This is a genomic window from Rubinisphaera italica, from assembly GCF_007859715.1.
GTDB lineage: Bacteria > Planctomycetota > Planctomycetia > Planctomycetales > Planctomycetaceae > Rubinisphaera > Rubinisphaera italica.
In genome coordinates, this window is sequence record NZ_SJPG01000001.1 from 4,229,354 (window position 1) to 4,249,923 (window position 20,570).

The window sequence follows — 20,570 nt, forward strand, 5'->3', positions numbered from 1 at the left end:
TGGACCCCAAAATGGTTATCTTTCAAAATTAGCGCGAGCCACAAAAACTTTGAATCGTTAGTAGCACGGAAAATTTTCATCTGCGTTTATCTGCGGCTCTTTTTCTTTCAATCGATCAGCTGTCGCTGTTTACTCTGATAAATCTGGAATTTGTATTTCCAGAGCCTGTGGGAATAGTTCGATTTGGAAATGACAGCCGGATTTGATTTCTCCATCAATCGAAACTTTGAGAGTTTCCTCAGAATTCAACTCGAGTCGATTACAGACTTCAGACTTCACAGCTTCGTTTTCCTCGTAACGACCTGCCAGATAGTCGGTCATCAGGATAACGCGATCGATGCTGTTCATAGCACGATAGGTAATAAAATGCAGCATGCCATCGTTATTCTTTGCTCCCGGAGCCACTTCCAGGCCTCCTCCGCAAATGCTGCTGCTCGACGCGAAAAAGTTGGCAATCTCTCGTGCGTTCCATTCGCCATCATCCAGCCGATAATTGACATGAAATCGTTTTGGATTAGTAATCACTTCCAGCGAGCCTTTCAGGTAAGTCAGAGAACCTAAAGTTTTCTTTTCCCCTTTGGTCACATTTTTGGAGAACTCTGCCGAGATCCCTCCGCCGATCGAGTTGAAAAAATAGAGTTCTTGCTGATCCACTTTCACTTTGCCGACATCGAGTGTTCGTGAAATCAATCTGTTTTCAGCGATGGCCTGCCAGCAATCCCAGGGACTGATTTTTCCGAAGGTAGCATTCGCCAGATCATTTCCCGTTCCCAGTGGAAGCACCGCAAAGTCAAAATTCTCATTCGAAGCTCCCACCTGATTCAGGACTTTGTGAATCGTTCCATCCCCGCCAGCAATCACCAGCAGAGGATGATGTGATTGCTTCCCCAGAAAATCATTCAGGTCATCCTGCTCACTTAATTCATGGATTCTGGTATCAGGAGTTTGTTGAATATCGGCTTTCAACTCCATATTTGCTTCTGCTTGACTGGCATAAGGATTCCACAGGACCAGTCGTTGTTGATTCATTTTGAAACCTTAACCTGCAAGGATAATGAGATGAGGAAATATCAATTGCTACGCCTGAAAAAAACCCGCAAGAATTGGAGAATTCATACGGGTCTTTGCATCATAGATTTTGGTATTTATCTCTTGGAGATGATATACACCGCGTGAATGATTCCCGGAAAATATCCTAATAAAGTGAGAAGAATATTGATCCAGAAATGCTTTCCCAATCCGACTTCGAGAAAAACACCCACGGGAGGCAGGACGACTGAAATTAAAATCTTCAGAACGTCACCCAATGTTGAATCATGTGATGTCATCGTATCCATAGGACCGCCCTTTCATTTGATTTCGAACTCGTCAAATTCTTAAACCCGAACTCGTCGACCGAAAATCAATGCCAGGACAAACAGGACCAGGAATACAAAGAACAGAATTTTTGCAATTCCCATAGAGGCTCCTGCCACGCCACCAAACCCCAGTACAGCAGCTACCAACGCGATTACCAAAAAAGTCAATGCCCAACCTAACATAACGTTCTCCCTTTTGAATTGTGCACACAATGAATTTGTGGTCACTGTGAATATAAAATGCATTATTGTGTTCTTTGCATGTCGTAAACTTCGACATGCCACATGCAAACTCATATGACGCACATTACGTGCCAGTAGGGAACAGGCCGGTTTTTCAAGCAAATCAGATTGGAAATCATGCCTTTCGGTACCTTGCAGGTCGATCAGCGTTCGTCTCAACCGCTTAGCAATCAATTGAGAAGTGGGATCACAACTGAGTTGTTCAAGCAGGGAAGCACCAAGACGACATAGGCAATCCCTATGAGATCAATTCCCAGCCTGCGGAGTGGTGTCAAACTGCAGAAACTGAAGGATCATCAATCAAACTGGTTGAGGAATCTCCAGAACAGGAAACGAAACCACTAACCATCCGAATAGAAGTGTATCTAATCGCGGTTTTCCTAAGACGAGTACAAGCAACAGGATACGAAGCACAACCGAATATTTCCCCTATTGGCATGCGTATTGCCTGACTATCTAAGCAGATTAAATGATTTCAGTAGGATAATGCTTGGAGAGTGAGTATCCCCTCCAGCGAATCCAGTAATACGTGAAGAGGAATAGTGTGATGACTAAGTTATTATCATGTGCCATAATTGTTGCGGGGTTACTGCTGGTGGGGCCGCAGATTTCACAGTCGGAAGCCTCCAGTTGGCGGCACGGAAACCATTACCACCATAACTACCATCGTGGTTATAATTACGGTTCTCACTACCGGTACAATTACACTCCCCGATACTACAGGGGCTACAATTATTATCGTGGTGGAAACCGCTACGGTAGCTACTACCGTGGATATTCTCGACCAGGAGTTGGGTTTTACTATTCATTCTAAACCCTGTTCCAATCGGAAACAGGGTTTCCTGTAACATCTTGAACAGGACCTCCGGGGTGGCGGGGGCGCTCCGCTTCAGCGGAAGCCCCCGGACGTTTAATCATTCGGGGGCTTCTCTTCGAGAGCGCCCCCGCCACCCGCGTTTGATTATTTTCCAGTATTCATCTGGTGATAACCAGTGTTCTTATAAATTGTTGAACTTCACCGGTTTTCATTTGGAACGCGGTGTAAAATGAGTAACTGGATAACGATTGGATCATAGCTGATCGTTACGAGCCGTGGATGACAAGCCAAAGTCTTGACATCCACATGCTCAGAAATAATAAAAACAGCCCGTTGAATTCAACGGGCTGTTTTTATTATTGGGTACGTCTGATGTGAACTATTGTTGTCTGATGGTGGGCGATCGAATCCCCGGGGCGGCTGGGGGGACATAATCGGAGCTGATTTTTTTTTCTGCCGTGACAGGATTGCTTTTACTGCTTTCTTTGGAATTTGTGCTTGGCGAAGGGGGCAGAAAGATTTCGCTGTAACGTGGTGTTGCCTGAGCTTCGGATCGCATAACGGGCTTCTCTTCCTCGGCTCGTCGAGAGGCAATGATTGGTGGAGCTTTCGGTTTTACTTCCGCGGCATCCTGTCTGGCTATATCCGAAAGACGTTTCGGAGCCTGTTTTTTGTTCGCCATTTGAGAAGATGATTTTTTCTGTGTGGAATACTTAGCCGAGTAATTTCCAGAAGACCGATAAGCGGACGATTTGGATCTCTGATTCGTTTGACAGCCTGTGCTCAAAAATAAAGTGAGCATTACGATTGAAGTGAGTGTCCCGCGCGTCATCAGTAGTCTCCCCTACCAGTTTTGTCATTTTCCTGTCCAATGAGCAGGCCAGGGCCGCCATTACCAAACGGGCATATTGAAAATTCAAAATGCGACAAAACGTTGTCGTGTTAGTTGTGTGGATTGTTAGAATTCTGCAATGTGAGCGTGTTGTAGGAATCGGCCTGATTAATAGCATTGCTCCACTCTGTTTGACGAACGACAGGCATCTGTCTCGAATTTTGTCCACTTCGGCAGGACCATTTAAATCTCCCTGGAATATTGGGTAATTCGTATCAATTCTAGCAGTTGTAGGACTGAGTCGAAGTCCGGATCTGGCCGCTCTGGCTTAGCTCACTGAAGGTTCACTGCTGCTCAAATTCGGACGCGTTTCCTCGAAGAAAATTAAAAAAGCAGGTGACTTTTGAACCTTAATCGTTTAGACTGATGTTGATGCGTTAAGTTGCCGGGGAAAGCCCTTTCGCAGCTTGATGCAGCTTCCCTCCCCCTGTTCCACTCCTGATAATAAGATTCGGAGCAAATGATGGTCTCCCGAAGTTTCCTGTTTATTTTCTGCGTGATTGCAAGCTTAACTTCCTTAGAGCTGAAACAATCTCAAGCCGCTGAAAACACTGAGGCTTACCCTGCGCAAATTCAGAAAACAGAACCTGTATTCTACTGGCAGATGGATGCCGCTCAGAACGGCAAGGCTCCTAATCTGGGTTCAGCCTCCGGTTTCACAGCGAATACCGTCGGCGGGGCCTCCTTTGAGGCCGGCCCTAGGCAGCCTTCCTATCCAGATTTTTCAACAAGTAACATCGCAGCTCGCTTCGAAAATGGAAAGCAGTATTTGAAAGTTGACGATCTAAAAGGGGAAAGCCCACTCAAATTCAACAATGGCGACGAATTGACCATCGAAGCCTGGGTTCGTCCGGACAATAATATCCCCAAGTCTTATGCGTACATTGTGGGAAAAGGCCGATTAAACAATCCCACCTTTCATGCGAACAATCAGAATTACTCATTTCGGCTGGATTCCAGAAATGGATCGGCGAATCTGAGTTTTCTGTTTTTTGATCAGGGAATGCTCAAAGGGGGCACAGTTGCTGATGCTGGCCATCGTTGGACCAGTAAGGCCGCCGTGCCTCTCGATTCCGAGTGGCATCATGTCGCTGTCAGCTATCGCTTTGGCGATCCCAAATCGATTCAGGGCTATATCGATGGTAAACCGACCGCCGGAACCTGGGATCTGGCGGGTGAAACGACCGAACCTCCAATGGTCGATGATGACGATGTCTGGATCGGTGCCTCGATGGGGGGCTCCAATGGATTCAAAGGCTCACTCGACGAAGTCGCCATTTATCGCCGGATCGTCGAGCCCGAAATTTTCACAGAACGATACCACCACAAAGCCGTCAATTATCTGCAGCAACTCGTTGAGGAAACTGTCAAGAACGCTCCTGATGATCGGGTGGTCGTAGCGATCCACGAACGTGCAGGAGAGTCCCGCAGTTGGAAAGTGCGGCCCACAGAATCACCTGATATTTGGAACCGTGATGCATTTGCGATTACTCGCATTCCGCGGAAATACAATCAGCGGGGGATCATCACCGATCGCCAGGGGCCTCTGCTGGTGCACCTGTATTCCAAAGTGACTCTGCCGAGCGGACCACAAGAACTGATTTTGCGGTCGTTGAATTCTGCACGATTGTATGTCGATGGAAAACTGCTGCAGGAAACTCCGTTCATGGGTCTGAATTCTTCTGCGCATGGAACGATGCACAAACTGATTGAGCCGGAGCACGGAGAACTCAGTTGCCCGACTGCTCATGCCGAACGACGTTTCACTTACGAATCGGATGGCAAGCCGCACGTCTTTACTTTAATGACGATCGCAGGTCATGGCAGCTTACCTTTAACTGTCGGGGAATTGACTCTGGCAACAGGTCACCCCGAACAGGGATATGTATTGCTTGGGCCAGAGCGAAAATGGAAATTCACCGATTCCGACTGGATCGCATTTGTAAAAGACGAACGTCGGAACTGGGAAGAAACAAATAAGCAATCGCGACAGGAATCCAGTGCAGCCGAGCGAGAGTACTGGGCTCAGCGGCATGCGAATGATCGAGCCTGGCTCAAAACTCAGCAGCAGCCTGTTATTCCGGAAGTTGTCGGGAACGAAATTGTCCATCCGATTGACCGGTTCATCATTTCTGCACTTCAGGAAGCGGGCTATGAACCGACTCCGATCATTGACGACTGGACTTTCCTAAGAAGAATTTCTCTAGATCTGACTGGCACAAATCCAACTGCGGAGCAAATTGCACAGTTCTTTGCCGATCCTGTTGAGCATCGACGCGAGTATGCCATTGAACGTTTTCTCAACGATGAAAACTGGGCTGACCACTGGGTCGGTTACTGGCAGGATGTGCTGGCCGAGAACCCGGCTTTAACGAAGCCGAATCTGAATAACTCGGGACCATTCCGCTGGTATCTGCACGACGCCTTCACCGATAATCGTTCATTCGATCGCATTGTGACGGAACTGGTCCTCATGGAAGGGAGTCGCTGGGGTGGAGGGACTGCTGGATTTGGAGTCGCCTCCAATAACGATGTGCCTATGGCTGCGAAAGCTCATATTTTGGGTACGGCTTTTCTGGGTGTCGAAATGAAATGTGCCCGTTGTCACGATGCACCCTACCATGAGTCACTGCAACGGGATCTCTTCAGTATGGCTGCCATGCTACAGGGAAAACCGTTGGCCGTTCCGAAGTCGAGCAGTCTCAATGTGACACCGGAAGAGCTGGAAAAGATGATGGTCAAAGTCACCATCAAACCGGGTGAGCAAATCGCCCCGGCCTGGCCTTTCGAAGAATTGATTAAACCGCAGTCACTCGATCAGGAACTCTACCTGAGAGATTCTGCAAATTCGCGAGCCGTGCTGGCTGGCATGTTGACCCATCCGGAAAACGAACGCTTTACGAAAGTGGTCGTCAACCGGTTGTGGAAACGCTTGATGGGCTATGGCATTGTCGAGCCTGCTGAGGATTGGGAAACTGGCGAAGCCAGTCATCCCGAATTGCTCACCTGGCTGGCTCAGGAATTTGTGCGAAGTGGATATGACATTAAACAACTGACGAAAATCATCATCTCTTCAAAATTGTATCAGCGGGAAGCGTTGTCTGGGGAATATCAAATTCAACAGGCATTTGCCGGGCCAACTCGCAAGAAACTGACCGCTGAGCAGCTGATTGATACCATTTTCCAGTCAGTCGGGAAAGAACTCCCTTCTGAACGACTCACTTATAATTACGATGGTCGTCAATCGGTCGCCAACTTCATCGATTTTGGCAAACCTCGTAAAGCCTGGGAGTTGATGGCGATCAGTAACGAACGCGAACGGCCTTCCATGGCCTTGCCGCTGGCTCAAAGTCTGGTCGATGTGATGTCGGCTTACAACTGGCGTAGCGAACGACAGGATCCGATTACCGACCGGGAAGCGACTGCCACTCCGTTGCAGCCATTGGCACTGGCGAATGGTTCCGCCATTAATCGAGCCGTCGACATTTCGGAGAATGGAGAGCTGGTCGAGGTCTGCCTGCAGGCTTCTTCTCCTGAAGAGGTTGTCAATAATTTGTTCCAGAGAATTTTGACTCGCAAGCCAACCGCCGAGGAGAAAACACAACTTTGTTCTCTGCTCGAACCGGGATTTGATTCTCGTAAAACCGATGTAACGATTGCTCCCAAACCGGAAGTTGTCCGATCACCCCTGACATGGACGGCTCATTTCGATCCAGACGCTTCCCGCGAAGGAATCCGTCAGCAGGAAATGGCCAATCAGGGTGACAAACCAACCGAACGACTCGATCCGAAATGGCGAGTCAAAGTCGAAGATATCGTCTGGGCGTTGTTGAACTCCCCGGAGTTTGTGTTCGTTCCGTAAGGAATAAAAAGAATGAAATAGCCGGGTGGCGGGGGCGCTCTCGAAGAGAAGTCCCCCGAACAATCTTAACCCGAAGCGTCAGCGAGGGGACGACGTCCTCTTTGTAATACCGATCAATCAGGAAGACAGCTATGTGGAATCGACGTGACTTTATGAAAGCAACTGCAGCGACTGCTGCAGGAACGACACTGACTCCAAACGTGATGTTTGGCTCAGAGGCCGAAGCCAAGCATGCACTTCAACTGGGGAAAGCGGAGCATTGCATTATGCTTTGGCTTGGCGGTGGAGCCGCCCAGATGGATACATTCGACCCAAAGCGTGTGACCAAAGATGGACTGAAAGATCCGGGCTCTGCTTACCCGGCTATCGACACCGTCGTTCCGGGAGTCCAATTGTGCGAACATCTGCCGAATATGGCAAAGATAATGGATCGCTGCACGGTCGTGCGTTCAGTCCATCATGATGTCATTGATGAGCATGCCGCGGCTTCGTATCGTATGCACATCGGTCGCCCGACAAGTGGAACAATCATCTATCCCGCACTTGGTTCGGTCATTACAAATCAGAAAGAACCGATCTCCCATAAAGTTCCCCAGTATGTGTTAATGGGACAGCCGACTCCCGGTCGCCAACCCGGTTTTCTGGGAGCCGAGTATGGCTTTGTGTATCTGACGGATACGAGATCGGGACCAAAGGGATTGTCTCGACCACCACGAATCACAACCGAACGTCAAAGCCGACGGGAATCGATTCTGGCCGATTTGACGCGTCATTATGAAAAATCCCACGCGGATGAAGTGAAGGTGCAATCCTACCTGAAAGCCGTCAAGCAGGGGTTTGATCTGGCTGGTCCAGAGTTTATGTCGGTGTTCGATCTCGATCGTGAACCCGCCGATTTACGCAATGCCTACGGCGAAGAATTTGGCCAACGCTGTCTGCTGGCTCGTCGTCTCGTTGAACGGGGTACTCGATTTGTGGAAGTCTCATTCAATCTGACATTCGTCAACGGCACCGGCTGGGATACACACCGCGAAGGTCAGAAAAAACAACACCTGCTCATTCAAAGTCTCGACAAAGCTTTCTCGGCTCTCGTGACCGACCTCGAAGAGAAAAATCTACTCAACAAAACCTTGATCTGCATCAGTTCTGAATTCGGGCGACCTGCCAGTTTCGATGGAGCAGGCGGACGTGGACATCACTCAAAAGCCTTCAGCACCGTACTCGCAGGTGGCGGATTGCAGCACGGCAGAGCCGTCGGCGAGACCGATGAACTGGCTCAGAAAATTGTCGGCGGAAGAAGCGTCACTGTGCCAGACTGGTTCGCGACCATTTTTGCAACGATGGGCATCGAACCCCATCTGGAATTATACGCTGGTGATCGCCCTGTACCGATCACTGATGGCGGCGTTCCGATTGAAGAGTTGTTTGCAAAATCATGACTAATAATCTAACGGGGTGGCTGGAGTCGTAGCGAAGCGAAGCCCCCAGAATCCTCTTTAATACACCGGTACATACCAGTTTCACTACGAATAACAATTAAACACGGGTGGCGGGGGCGCTCTCGAAGAGAAGCCCCCGAATCGTAGAGATTCCGGGGGCTTCCGCTAAAGCGGAGCGCCCCCGCCACCCGGAAATCCTTCTTCAATATGCCATGGATGTCCGGTTTCGATTAGGAACAGAGTTTAGAGAATCCGATGAACTCTCGAACCGAATATGACGTCCTGATTATCGGACAGGGTTTAGCCGGGACATGCCTGGCGTGGCAGTTATTGCGTCGTGGCCAACGCGTGATGGTGATTGATCGAGAGGAATCGGTCACCTCTTCCAAAATTGCGGCTGGCCTGATGACTCCGGTCACCGGTAAACGTTCTGTTCTCAGCTGGCGTTATTCGGAATTCTTTGAGGAAGCTGCTCGTTTCTATCGGGATATCGAGCAGCAAACCGAATCCTCATTTCTGAATTTACGAAACTATACGCGCATCTTTCGCAGCGAGCATGAGCGTACTGACTTCATCGAAAAACGAGCCGACAAGCTCGATTCAATTCGCTTCGAACTTCGCGATTCCGACGGTACAGATCTCACTGCATTTCATGCTCCAGAGGGGGGATTGCAAATCAAAGAGATCGGCCAATTGCAGGTCGCGAAATTCCTGGAGGTTTCGCGTGACTGGTTTCGACAAAAAGAAAGTTATCGAGCGGCTGAAATTGATCCCGTCCACGATGTGCAGATTGAGCAGAATCGTGTCGTACTGGATTCGCTGGAATGTTCTGCGAAACGTATCGTCTACTGTCGTGGAGCAGAAGATCGATTTCATCCCCTGTTTTCATCCTTGCCATTTTTACCGGCCAAGGGGGAAATCCTGACGATGCAGATTTCAAATATTTCTGCCGAGAATGTGATCAGTCAGGGGATCTGGCTGGCTCCCAACGAAGAAGGCCACTTTCGAGTGGGCTCTACTTATGACTGGGATCACTTGAACCAGGAACCAACAGCACAAGGACGTGATCAGATTTTAAAAACACTGAGCGGAATCTTACGAAAATCTCCGCATGAAATCATCAATCATCAGGCGGCTGTTCGACCGGCGATGAATGATCAGAAACCGCTCGCCTGTTTCCATCCTGAACAGCCTCGCGTTGGAATTCTGAATGGACTCGGATCAAAAGGATCGTTGCAGGCTCCCTGGCTGGCAAAGCAAATGGCCGAGCACATTGCGACGGGGCGTGAACTTGATCCTGAAATTGACGGACGCAGAAAGTTGAACTCATGCCCCAGTTGACGGATTTGGCTCATGCGGCAATTACGCAGGTCGTCAAGCCTGGCGATATTGTACTTGATGCAACTGTTGGCAATGGGCACGATACTCTGTATTTATCGAAACTTGTCGGTTCAGAAGGCAGAGTTATCGCTTTCGACATCCAACCGAATGCAATTGTGCAAGCTCAAGAGAGAATCCGAAATGCGGGTCGCGAAAATGTCAGCTGGTATCTGCTTGACCATGCGCGCCTGACTGAGATTTTAACGGAAGAACAGATTCCTGAAGTGACCGCCATTATGTTCAACCTCGGTTATTTGCCGGGAGGTGATCATCAAATCGTGACTCGGTGCGGTTCGACTTTGAAAGCGATCCGTTCAGGACTACAGGCTCTTGCCGTCAACGGAGTGATGACAATCCTCGCTTACATCGGTCACTCGGGTGGACTAGAAGAAGCAGTGGCGATTGAGACTTTTCTGAATAAGTTGGATTCAGAGACCTATGAAACTCAGTTCGATTATGGAAACTCGCCAAAGAGTCCACGGCTGTTGATTGTGAAAAGAACCGCGGATGAACGCGGATGAACGCGGATAAAATTTTACCTGCGTTCATCCGCGGTTCAAAATTATTCAGTTTCTTTAAGGATTCATCCGTTGAGAAAACACTGCTGGGCAAGCCAGCAGTGGCACACGTTTGGGCATTGAATATTGATTATGGAAGTTCGCGGAGTTTGATTTTCTGCAGCATGAGTGGCAGTCCATGATCCTGAAACCCGATGTAGCCGGTCTTGGGACGGCTCGCCAGTGGGCCTTGAGAAAGGTCGACTTCGTTGACAACTTTTTCATTCAGGATGACGGTCAATTGATCGTCTTTGCAGATGATCTCAAAATGGTTCCATTCGCCAGCAGGTTTTGCGTTTTGAGCAGTCGGTGGAATTTTAGGGATGACGCCGCCGGAAGTGTGGTCGGTCAGTTTTTCCTGGCCGTGAGAATCGTAGATTTGCACTTCGATGCCCTGCTGCACAGGATTGGTTAGATCGGCGACGTGGAAATAAAACCCGCTGTTGCCGTGTTCTCCGACTTGATATTCAAAAGAGCAGGCAAAGTTCCGATGTTGCTTATTGAGCCACAGGTAGGAATCGTACCTGGTCCAGCCGGATTCGCCGGGTCGGGGCGTCAGTGTGACAACACCTTCGTCGTTAATACTCCAGTTTCCTTTAGTCTGCCAGTGAGTTTCGAGTTTATTCTCGGGAAGCAAATCAATCCAACCGGCTTTATCTTCGGCTTGGAGAGGACTTGATGAGAGGCCCGCAGCCACTCCCACGGTTAGAGCCAGGATTGCGAATTTCATTGGGCAAATTCCTTTAAATCAGTTTGTTTACGGTTAATCCGAAAGATGTTGTCGCGCAGAACTGTTTCGTGATCTTCCATAAAAAATGGTTGAGAATCAATGATCAACATGGATTGATCTGTTCACTTAATGTAGACTATCAGTGTTGATCGTATCTGTAAAGAAGCCGATGACTGCCCACCTCTTAACCTCGCGGAGTGCTCCCGATGACTGCACAGACTTCTTATTCTGGAAATAACTTCCGATGTGGTGGTCCCGTTTCGCGGCGTGCCTTTTTACAGGCAGGAGCCCTGGGAATTGGTGGTTTTGGGTTGACTGACTTTCTACGACTCAAAGCCGAAGCTGGTCAGACGGTAGGTCCAGATCATCCTGCGGTGATTTTCGTCTGGTTGCCGGGCGGACCTCCCCACATGGAGATGTACGATCTTAAGCCGGAAGCTCCCTCCGATTATCGTGGAGAATATTGGCCGATCAATACCAACGTGCCGGGGCTGGATGTTTGCGAACACATGCCAATGCACGCCCAGTGTGCGGATCGTTATACGATTATCCGTTCAATCTCACACGAATTTGCCGACCACGGGGGCGGTCATAAACGATTTCTGACAGGCCGCAAACCGAAAACGCCGACTGGCTTTGTGAATGATGCTCCGATGATTGGGTCGATTGTTGCCAAAGCGTTCGAGCATCGAAATGTGGGCCTGCCGAATTATGTTTCTGGAACCAATGCCGGGCGAGCGGGGGTCGATACATATAGCTTCGGGGCTGCTTATCTCGGTTCTACTTATGTCCCGTTTAATGTGCCGGGAGATCCGAGTGAGGAAAAATTTGAGATCAAGAATCTCTCGCTCGACAAGCGAATTGCGGATCGACTTGATGATCGGAACATGCTGCTCAACGATATCGACGCGATTCGACGTGAAGTCGATAACAGCGGCATGATGACTTCGATGGACCGGTTTAATGAGCAAGCCGTTAATATGCTGACCAGCCCCAAAGCTCGTGATGCGTTTGATCTGACTCGTGAAGATGACGCTACCCGAGACCGTTACGGACATCACGCCTGGGGTCAACGGGCGTTGATGGCGCGACGACTTGTCGAAGCCGGCTGCACGTTTGTGACAATGGTGATGGAAAACCCATATCAATCCGGCGTGGAGTGGTTAAAGAACGGGACCTATAACTGGGACTCCCATGCGGTCAATTGCCATCTGTTTGATGATACAAAATTACGATTGCCGATTTACGATCGAGCCGTGACTGCTCTGGTCGAAGATTTGTATGCCAGGGGGCTGGATCAGCGTGTGCTTCTGGTGGTGACTGGGGAATTCGGACGAACGCCACGGATATCCCATCGGAAAGGTACTAAGACCGGAGTCGAGCAACCCGGCCGCGATCACTGGCCAGGTGCGATGTCCATGCTGGTTTCCGGCGGAGGTCTGAAAATGGGACAGGTGATTGGCTCAACGAATTCCAAAGGGGAGCACCCTCAGGACCGTCCGCTTTCGCCGAATGATTTATGGGCAACAGTCTACCGGCATTTGGGAATCGATTATAATGCTTCCATCATCGACTATACGGGCCGCCCAATGCCGATTTTGCCAGATGGCCAGCCGATTTCTGAATTGCTGTAAAACTAATATTTGATTGATCCACCATACAAGCATGAAGCGCGAGCGAGTGTGTCAAATAGCGGCATAAGAGACTCGCTTGCGTTTCGTGTTTCTGTGTGATGTCATAACACAGATGAGGTGCTGAATATCTAAGCAACGACGTGGCGAATGTGTGCACATCTCTTATGCACTGCTGAACTTGAATTGAAATTTTAAAAATCAAGCAATTTCTCAAAGTCATAAATAATAGTATGGAGCTCCACACTCAGGTGTGAAGAGTAACATCTGCTCCGATGCAAACCTATCTATGGGAATGAAATGTGCTGTCATGACCTAGAAGGGACATTTCGTAAATTTCAAGAGAGAGGAATTCGTTGCCAGGGAGCCGTCCGCTCCGTAGATTGACAATTTATTCAAGAGAATCTTCCAAGGAGATCACACGATGTATAGCGCTCATACATTGCACCGCTTTGGCTTAGCTGGGGTGGTACTATTACTTGCTTTGGGGGTTGTTACCCCCGTTTTAACATTTGCAGATGAACCTGCACCCGAATCGACTTCGACACCGCTCCAGGCTGGAGCAGCCGAAGCGGAGATTGCCGAGGAAGCTCAGGCAGTCGAATTCAACCAGGCCGATATCGCCTGGATGCTCACTTCTTCAGCACTGGTTCTGATGATGACTGGTCCCGGTCTGGCACTGTTTTATGGCGGACTGGTTCGTAAAAAGAATGTCCTGAGCGTGATGATGCAGTGTGTGGCGATGATGGGAATCATGTCTGTCCTGTGGGTCGTGGTTGGTTATTCGTTGGCATTCGCTCCTGATATGCTGGGCGGATTTGTCGGTGGATTTGATCATGTGATGCTCAAGGGCGTTCTGCCGGAGTGGAGTGATTCAGCAGGAGAAATCATCACACCGGCTTTTGGTGGCATTCCCACTGTGCTGTTTGCTGTTTTTCAGATGATGTTCTTTATCATTACACCGGCTTTGATTGTGGGAGCTTTTGCCGAACGAATGAAGTTTTCTGCAATGGCTTTGTATTCTATCCTGTGGGGACTGCTGGTCTATTGCCCAATTGCCCACTGGGTCTGGTCCGATGGCGGCTGGCTATGTGAGTGGAATGAAGCGGCTGCGTTCCCGGCTCTGGATTTTGCTGGTGGAACTGTCGTGCATATCAGTTCGGGGATCTCTGCTCTGGTCTGTTGTTTGATGATCGGTAAACGACTGAACTTCCAAAAAGAGCCGATGCCACCGCATAACTTGACTTACACCTTCATTGGTGCCTGCCTGTTGTGGGTAGGCTGGTTCGGATTTAATGCCGGAAGTGCTGCCTCTGCGAATGCTACGGCAGTGAATGCTTTTGCAGCGACTCATCTGGCGGCTTCGACTGGATTGATTGCCTGGGCGCTGATGGAATGGTTCACACTCGGACGCCCAACCATTCTGGGAGCCTGTTCAGGGGCAGTTGCGGGTTTGGTTTGCATCACACCGGCCAGTGGATCGGTTGCGGTTCCCGGGGCGATGGTCATTGGATTGTGCGGCGGAGTCGCCAGCTTCCTCGCCTGTACGAAACTAAAAAATGCGATGGGTTACGATGATTCACTCGATGTTTTTGGAGTGCATGGCATTTCCGGAATTGTGGGGGCATTGCTGACCGGTGTTTTCGCCTCAAAAAGTATTACTGGTGCCCGTGTCGGTTTGATTGAGGGGAATCCCGGTCAAATGGTCAATCAGGCGGTCAGTATTGCCGCGGCTGCCGGTCTGGCAATTGTTGGTAGCATCGTGCTGCTCAAACTGATCGACTTGACGATCGGATTACGGGTTTCCGAAGATAGCGAAGTTCGTGGACTCGATTTAACAGAGCACGGCGAAGAAGGATATATCTTCCTGTAACCGAAGCAGCGGTCTTATTGAGGATCCAGAAGTGTTCCTCTGGTATTCTGGTATTACTGACAATATTGGGCGAAATTGAGCCCGGAATCTGATTTCGGGCTCAATTCACCCTTTTCAAATTGTCACGAACACCGAACAATAGATTAACATGCGTCAGATATAATAGATTCGCGAATTACTACAGAAACTGCTGTTCTCGAAGTTTCTGTCACCACTTGCAGGAAAGTCTCATGAAAAAAATTGAAGCTGTCATTCGTCACTTCAAACTCGAGGAAGTCAAAGATGCCCTGACTCAGGCAGGAGTTCAGGGGATGACGGTCTCTGAAGTTCGCGGATTTGGTCGACAAAAGGGGCACAAGGAACAGTACCGTGGAGCTGAATATACAGTCGACTTTATGCCAAAGGTCAAAATGGAAGTCGTGGTCGACGATCAGACTGCTAAAACGGTCATTGATACGATCATCCGAACGGCACGAACAGGACAAATCGGAGACGGAAAAATCTTCGTCACCAGTCTGGATGAAACCATTCGAATTCGTACTGGTGAGACTGGTGAAGAATCGATCTAACTGAAGATGCTTAAATGTACGGCAATTAATCAATGAGCCGCTCGTTGCTCGCGAGTGGCTTTTTTCGTGAGATCTTAGAACTGTGTCGGAATTTTTAACATTCAAAGCACGCTGGCAGGAGAGCTTGTCTGAGGTCGTAAGGGCCTACCAGAAGCAGCACATCGAAGTCGATTTGGCGCTTGATCAAACCACGCGAAAGATGGACGATTTCATTGAGTTGCTGATTGACGAATCTCTCAAAGCGATTCCGGAAACCTCTGTCAAATCTTTGCGTGAAGACATTGCGATTCTAGCCGTGGGAGGATATGGCCGTCGGCAAATGTTTCCGTATTCCGATGTCGATCTGCTGATCACCTACGATACCCACGGCGGCGCATTTGTTGAAAAGTTCAGCTCGGAACTTGTACGACAATGCTGGGATTCCGGTTTGAAGCTGGGGCAGGCGATTCGCTCGATTAACGATACCGTTTCGCTGGCTCGCGACGAATCCCAAGTCGCAACTGCTTTGATTGAAACTCGATTACTGTGGGGAAATGCTGCATTGCATACCCGACTCAGAGCACGCTTTGAAAGCTGGCTGCAGAAATCTCGTCGATCATTTCTGGATCATTGCGAAGCATCCCGGAAGAAGGAGATCGAAGAAACAGCACTGGCCGTGTACTCTCTTGAGCCGGATGTCAAACGGTCACCGGGAACACTCAGGGATCTCCAGTTGATTCTCTGGGCCGGATTTGCCCGCTATGAAGTGACCGGATTTCAGGCACTGGCCGATTGCGGGGGATTAAAGCCAGAGGTGGCTGAATTTCTGATCGAAACGCAAAAATACCTTTCGACCATTCGCATGAATTTGCATGTGCACGCAGGTCGCAGTCAGGATGTACTGACTCGACAGGAACAACTCTGGTTGACTGATCAGGAAGGGATCTCTGATTATCAGGGGCAGCGGGCCGTCGAGCGGTATATGCAGCAATATTTTCAGAAAGCCGACTTTGTCGCGAGAACTTCCCGTCGTTTTATAGAACTGTGCAAACCAACCACATTTCAAGAACGGGTTTCTGCGCGAGTTTACCGCCGTATCATTGATGAGACTTACATTGTTTTGAACGGACGATTAAATGTTGTCAGTCACAATGTCAAAGAAGTGATTTCATCACTGGAAAGTATTTTGCATGCGTTTACCATCGCTGCAGAGCATAAAGTGCGAATCTCTTCGAGACTGATTGAATCGATTCGAAATCATGTTTCCGACTTACCCAGAGATATCAGCGAGGAAGCTTCCTCGCAATTCATTTCACTCCTGAATCGCGTCGGCAGCGTTGGGACGATTGTACGCGATCTTTACGAATGCGGCATTCTGGAAATTTTGATCCCTCAATTCACACACGCCCGAGGATTGCTCCAGTTCAATAATTATCATGCCTATACGGTCGATGAGCATACCTTTCGAGTACTCGAGGGATTGGATCAATTATCCCGGGAAAGTCCGACGAAAGAGATTGTTGCAAAACTGCGAAAGCCGTGGGTTTTAAGTCTGGCGATGCTGATACATGATCTGGGGAAAGGCTACGAGCAGGACCACAGTCAACTGGGGGCACAAATTGCGATCAAAACCGCTGCTCGACTGGGGCTCCAGGAAAGCGATGCCAGTACGATCGAGATGCTGGTGCTCGAACATCTAAGTATGTCGCTGCTGGCATTTCGACGTGACACCTCCGATCCTCTCGTTGTCGCTGAATTTGCTCGTACGGTGCAGGAAGCCTCCAAACTGAGGAAACTTTATCTGCTCACGATCTGTGATATTAAAGCCGTCGGCCCGGGAATCTGGAATGATTGGAAAGCGCAATTGCTGGCAGAATTGTACGAGCGGACATCCCTCTCGCTGAGTGGAAAGTTTGATAAACCTGAACTGGAACAACAACTCAAGGCCACAAAAGAAAAAGCCATTCAGTTGTACGCGAAATCCAATCCCAGCGTGGAGGATCAAAAACGACTGACCAGTGAATTGAATGAGATGCCGGATCATTATTTGATGTCAGCCTCGGCCGCAAATATCGTCCAGGATATGCAAATCGCGATGCGACTTACCGATCATCAACTGGAAATTATTGATCGTTATGATGAAGAGACCAATACACTCGAGTTGATCATCCTGACGCGACAGCATGGAACCGAACGTTGTTTTCATCGGATGACGGGAGTGCTGACGGCTGCTCAAATGTCGATTCTAACTGCGGACATTTACACAAGTGGTTCGGGATTCATCTGTGATCGATTCCTGGTACAGGATAACGATTCTCCCAACAGGCCGCTCCCTGGTCGTTTGGACAAAGTCCGTGAGGAATTAACGAAAGCGGTGGAACGCCCGATTTCATTCGAACAGCTTTTTCAAAAGCAGCGTCGTTATCAGACCCGTGGTGATCAGCAGCCGATTTCGAATCAACGTCCACATGTCTCGATGGACAACGACACCTCCCGACACGCGACCATTATCGATGTCTTTGCTCATGATCGGCCCGGCTTATTATTCACATTATCGAAAGCCATTTACGATCTCGATTTGTCCATCACTCTAGCGAGAATTACGACGCACGTAGATCTGGTCGTGGACGTATTTTATGTGACAGACCTCAACAACAAAAAAATTAAAGAGGACTATGTTCTCAATGCAATCGCAAGTCGTCTGGAACATGTCATCGATGAATTTGATCGTCATGGATACCGGTTGTTTATTAGTTAGGATTGAAGGTACATCGACTTCTCAGGGAGGAGACTGGGAACGAGACGAAACTTGTTTTTAGTAGAGGCTGAAAATTGCTTAAAAAATAGTGTCAGATTGCCCTTGGTAAAAGTTGCAAATCGTGATTATAATTCGCAGGCGTTCGATGAAACGCATGCAATCGCCGGGTGGAATTGACGAATGTCATCCGCGGATGTATCCCATGGAGGGGAATTATTAATACGGAACAAGAGTTTGTCGGCAGGTCTTAGGATCATCGATTAACTTCTGTTTTGAACATGCAGGGAGGCTATCGCTTGAATACACTCATTATCTTCGGAGTCGACACGGTTGCAGGTTCGAATCTGGCCGAATCGTTCAGTAGCAGTTACCACGTGATTGGAATTTGCGAGCGAAATGCTCCAGAAATTGCGAACTGCGAAATTCTTTCAGGCGGAGCCGTCACAAGCCAAATCGGAAAATTGCTGGATGACTTAAAGCCGGAACGCCTCATCGATGCCTCCAGTGCAGGAGATTCTGCCTGGAATCCTCAGGCAACCGTTGGTTCCGAAGATCAATGTCAGACCTCAGCCAATCTGGCCACTGCCTGTGCCGAACGAAAAATCCCATTCACGCTTATCAGCAGCGATGCCGTGCTGACGGGTCCGTGGATGTTTCATGAAGAATCTTCAGAAGAGTGCTGCACATCCATTATTGGACAACGCCTGCTCAAGCTCGAACAGCACGTCCAAGCGGTTTCGCCTGAGGCATTGATTGTTCGTACGCATTTGTTTGGCTGGTGTCAGTCCACCGAGAACACCGGCTGGATTGAAGAAATGCTCGAAGATATGTTGCGAGGAAAAATGAATTCGCAATGGTCGCAGCCCGGCTATGCGACTCCGATTATTGTTTCCGAATTTGCGACAATTCTGAGTCGTGCCTTTGAAGAAAATCTGACTGGACTGTATCACATCGCAGGAGCGGAGCGAGTCAATCGGATTCAATTTGCACGCCGTCTGGCGCAGCAATTTGATATTTGCTGGTACGGCTCTGGAACGAACACCAGTCATTATACAGATGCAGAACGCCGCAGCTTCGGCTGTGGAGAATCCTCATTACAAACCCGGGCGATTCGCCGTGAACTTTGTGTCGCAATGCCAACCCTGGCAGAATCGACTCAAGTACTTTGCGATCAAAGCCAATCGGTCCTGTTCCCAATGAACCGGGAGCAGCCTGTTAGCCGGGCTGCTTAAGAAAAAGTCAAGAATATTTGAATAGGAAAACAGCCAGTGGAATGAACATTTCCACTGGCTGTTTTTAATCAGACTATTGTTTATGGTTCGCACGAAGTTGAAGAATTTCCGGGCATTGGACGTGAGTCCAGATCGCCGAGTCGGTGGACGTGTTTGCAAGATCGGTTTTGTATTTGATCATCGTGACTTCGTTGCCGGTTTGGTTGTAGTGAACTTCATCCATGAAGCTTCGCATCAGCAGCACACCGCGACCGTGAGATCTGCCCAGATTTTTTTCTTCGAGTGGGTCTGGTAAACTGGACACATCAAAGCCGGGACCTTGATCTCGAATGCGTATTTTTGCAAGTGCATTCGTTACCGTAATACGAATTTCGACTCGGCGATCATTGAATTGAGGGGAATTGCACCGCTCGTTCAGCAATTGAGTATAAGCCTCATCATCAATACCTCGAAGTTCGGAGCTGACTTCAAGATTTCCATGACAAATTGCATTCACGAGTGCCTCTTCGAGAGCCAATAAAACTCGCATCTGTTCCCGAGCCGAGCAGATATTGAATATTTTCAGCAACTGGGCGACGTAATTATTGATCTTCATGACCAAGTGTCGGTCATTGGGAATCGAAAATTTGGATGTCTGTTCTTTCAGCAATGTGCTGGACAAAGAATTCGGTTCTGGATTGGGAGCAGAATTCAGGATCGACTGAATTCGAGTCGGCAATTCATCGTGGACTAACTCTTTATTCACATGTCCAATCGCCCCGCGGTCAAAAGCCCGTAAAACCGTATGATCGATTCCCTGGACACTGGTGACAAGCACAGGAATTTCAGGATATCGATGATTGAGATGATCCAGGATATCGGATCCGGATGCATCTAAAAGCGTAACGTCGATCACGATCAGTTTGTAGGAAGCCAGTCGCAGCAGGCGGATCGCATGTTCGGTATCTTCGGTGGCATCCATTTTCACGTTGGAAAACTCAGTTTTCAACACAATGGAGGCCAACTGTCGAAACGATTTCGATTCGTCGATCAGCATGATATGCATAAGTCATCCAATCCATGATCGGGTTCGTCCTGAATTGCCTCAGTGATAAGCCGCGTGGTCATTTCCTCGATTCCGAATATTAATGTCGTTGAGAGTATTCCATACATAAATAAAAGCAGTTATGGAGGCTACAGTCATGAACAACCTGATACTCAATCCATTATGACACTCAGGAATTCAACCACAACCGGTCAATAATTCTGAG

General features: G+C 48.8%; 16 protein-coding genes. 10 read left to right on the forward strand and 6 right to left on the reverse strand.

All coding sequences use genetic code 11. From position 1 onward, the window contains the following. Window positions 1-129: 129 nt before the first annotated feature. The 3 genes from Pan54_RS15860 to Pan54_RS15870 form a co-directional block, all read right to left on the reverse strand. Entirely contained in the window at window positions 130-1,029 is a 900-nt protein-coding gene (locus Pan54_RS15860) for a diacylglycerol/lipid kinase family protein (protein WP_146504411.1), read from the reverse strand. A gap of 116 nt (window positions 1,030-1,145) precedes the next feature. Continuing rightward, complete coding sequence (locus tag Pan54_RS15865; protein WP_146506465.1) at window positions 1,146-1,328, reverse strand: YqaE/Pmp3 family membrane protein; 183 nt, start codon at window positions 1,326-1,328, stop codon at window positions 1,146-1,148. Between the two features lie 48 nt (window positions 1,329-1,376). Further along, a complete protein-coding gene (locus Pan54_RS15870; protein ID WP_146504412.1) occupies window positions 1,377-1,541 on the reverse strand; it encodes a DUF1328 domain-containing protein in 165 nt (54 codons plus the stop codon). 607 nt (window positions 1,542-2,148) lie between these two features. Between Pan54_RS15870 and Pan54_RS15875 the strand changes: the two genes are divergently transcribed. Continuing rightward, window positions 2,149-2,415, forward strand: coding sequence for a hypothetical protein (locus Pan54_RS15875; protein ID WP_146504413.1), 267 nt, complete (start codon window positions 2,149-2,151; stop codon window positions 2,413-2,415). A 382-nt stretch (window positions 2,416-2,797) separates the two neighbouring features. Here Pan54_RS15875 and Pan54_RS15880 read toward each other — a convergent pair whose 3' ends face one another. After that, the gene (locus Pan54_RS15880; RefSeq protein ID WP_146504414.1) at window positions 2,798-3,250 is read right to left on the reverse strand and encodes a hypothetical protein; all 453 of its coding nucleotides are present in this window, start codon (window positions 3,248-3,250) and stop codon (window positions 2,798-2,800) included. A gap of 520 nt (window positions 3,251-3,770) precedes the next feature. Between Pan54_RS15880 and Pan54_RS15885 the strand changes: the two genes are divergently transcribed. The 4 genes from Pan54_RS15885 (at window position 3,771) to Pan54_RS15900 (ending at window position 10,512) form a co-directional block, all read left to right on the forward strand. Then, window positions 3,771-7,172 carry a DUF1553 domain-containing protein gene (locus tag Pan54_RS15885; RefSeq protein WP_146504415.1) on the forward strand — a complete coding sequence of 1,134 codons (3,402 nt, stop codon included), beginning with the start codon at window positions 3,771-3,773 and terminating at the stop codon, window positions 7,170-7,172. Between the two features lie 131 nt (window positions 7,173-7,303). Then, window positions 7,304-8,611 carry a DUF1501 domain-containing protein gene (locus Pan54_RS15890; RefSeq protein WP_146504416.1) on the forward strand — a complete coding sequence of 436 codons (1,308 nt, stop codon included), beginning with the start codon at window positions 7,304-7,306 and terminating at the stop codon, window positions 8,609-8,611. A gap of 255 nt (window positions 8,612-8,866) precedes the next feature. Continuing rightward, window positions 8,867-9,952: an NAD(P)/FAD-dependent oxidoreductase gene (locus tag Pan54_RS15895; RefSeq protein ID WP_146504417.1), complete on the forward strand. Its 1,086-nt coding sequence runs from the start codon at window positions 8,867-8,869 to the stop codon at window positions 9,950-9,952. After that, window positions 9,940-10,512, forward strand: coding sequence for a class I SAM-dependent methyltransferase (locus Pan54_RS15900; protein ID WP_146504418.1), 573 nt, complete (start codon window positions 9,940-9,942; stop codon window positions 10,510-10,512). Before Pan54_RS15895 ends, Pan54_RS15900 begins: the two co-directional genes overlap by 13 nt. Before the next feature lie 127 nt (window positions 10,513-10,639). Here Pan54_RS15900 and Pan54_RS15905 read toward each other — a convergent pair whose 3' ends face one another. Next, window positions 10,640-11,278 (reverse strand): 3-keto-disaccharide hydrolase, encoded by a 639-nt coding sequence (locus Pan54_RS15905; protein ID WP_146504419.1) that lies wholly within the window; start codon window positions 11,276-11,278, stop codon window positions 10,640-10,642. Window positions 11,279-11,484: 206 nt separating this feature from the next. Here Pan54_RS15905 and Pan54_RS15910 point away from each other — a divergent pair, with 206 nt between their 5' ends. The 5 genes from Pan54_RS15910 to Pan54_RS15930 all read left to right on the forward strand — a co-directional run bounded on the left by Pan54_RS15910 (window position 11,485) and on the right by Pan54_RS15930 (window position 19,320). Then, window positions 11,485-12,912, forward strand: a complete 1,428-nt coding sequence (locus tag Pan54_RS15910) for a DUF1501 domain-containing protein (RefSeq protein WP_146504420.1) — start codon at window positions 11,485-11,487, stop codon at window positions 12,910-12,912. A gap of 421 nt (window positions 12,913-13,333) precedes the next feature. After that, window positions 13,334-14,782, forward strand: a complete 1,449-nt coding sequence (locus Pan54_RS15915) for an ammonium transporter (protein WP_146504421.1) — start codon at window positions 13,334-13,336, stop codon at window positions 14,780-14,782. 230 nt (window positions 14,783-15,012) lie between these two features. Beyond that, entirely contained in the window at window positions 15,013-15,351 is a 339-nt protein-coding gene (locus Pan54_RS15920) for a P-II family nitrogen regulator (protein WP_146504422.1), read from the forward strand. Window positions 15,352-15,433: 82 nt separating this feature from the next. Beyond that, window positions 15,434-18,088: a [protein-PII] uridylyltransferase gene (glnD, locus tag Pan54_RS15925; RefSeq protein WP_146504423.1), complete on the forward strand. Its 2,655-nt coding sequence runs from the start codon at window positions 15,434-15,436 to the stop codon at window positions 18,086-18,088. A 296-nt stretch (window positions 18,089-18,384) separates the two neighbouring features. Further along, window positions 18,385-19,320, forward strand: coding sequence for a sugar nucleotide-binding protein (locus Pan54_RS15930; protein ID WP_165441805.1), 936 nt, complete (start codon window positions 18,385-18,387; stop codon window positions 19,318-19,320). A 73-nt stretch (window positions 19,321-19,393) separates the two neighbouring features. Here the strand turns inward: Pan54_RS15930 and Pan54_RS15935 are convergent, their stop codons facing one another. Beyond that, window positions 19,394-20,365: an ATP-binding protein gene (locus Pan54_RS15935; RefSeq protein ID WP_146504425.1), complete on the reverse strand. Its 972-nt coding sequence runs from the start codon at window positions 20,363-20,365 to the stop codon at window positions 19,394-19,396. Between the last annotated feature and the right edge of the window lie 205 nt (window positions 20,366-20,570).

Coding starts and splice junctions, on each gene's coding strand:
- Pan54_RS15860 (WP_146504411.1), bottom strand. CDS start 1,029: ATGAATCAACAACGACTGGTCCTGTGGAATCCTTATGCCAGTCAAGCA.
- Pan54_RS15865 (WP_146506465.1), bottom strand. CDS start 1,328: ATGACATCACATGATTCAACATTGGGTGACGTTCTGAAGATTTTAATT.
- Pan54_RS15870 (WP_146504412.1), bottom strand. CDS start 1,541: ATGTTAGGTTGGGCATTGACTTTTTTGGTAATCGCGTTGGTAGCTGCT.
- Pan54_RS15875 (WP_146504413.1), top strand. CDS start 2,149: ATGACTAAGTTATTATCATGTGCCATAATTGTTGCGGGGTTACTGCTG.
- Pan54_RS15880 (WP_146504414.1), bottom strand. CDS start 3,250: ATGACGCGCGGGACACTCACTTCAATCGTAATGCTCACTTTATTTTTG.
- Pan54_RS15885 (WP_146504415.1), top strand. CDS start 3,771: ATGATGGTCTCCCGAAGTTTCCTGTTTATTTTCTGCGTGATTGCAAGC.
- Pan54_RS15890 (WP_146504416.1), top strand. CDS start 7,304: ATGTGGAATCGACGTGACTTTATGAAAGCAACTGCAGCGACTGCTGCA.
- Pan54_RS15895 (WP_146504417.1), top strand. CDS start 8,867: ATGAACTCTCGAACCGAATATGACGTCCTGATTATCGGACAGGGTTTA.
- Pan54_RS15900 (WP_146504418.1), top strand. CDS start 9,940: ATGCCCCAGTTGACGGATTTGGCTCATGCGGCAATTACGCAGGTCGTC.
- Pan54_RS15905 (WP_146504419.1), bottom strand. CDS start 11,278: ATGAAATTCGCAATCCTGGCTCTAACCGTGGGAGTGGCTGCGGGCCTC.
- Pan54_RS15910 (WP_146504420.1), top strand. CDS start 11,485: ATGACTGCACAGACTTCTTATTCTGGAAATAACTTCCGATGTGGTGGT.
- Pan54_RS15915 (WP_146504421.1), top strand. CDS start 13,334: ATGTATAGCGCTCATACATTGCACCGCTTTGGCTTAGCTGGGGTGGTA.
- Pan54_RS15920 (WP_146504422.1), top strand. CDS start 15,013: ATGAAAAAAATTGAAGCTGTCATTCGTCACTTCAAACTCGAGGAAGTC.
- Pan54_RS15935 (WP_146504425.1), bottom strand. CDS start 20,365: ATGCATATCATGCTGATCGACGAATCGAAATCGTTTCGACAGTTGGCC.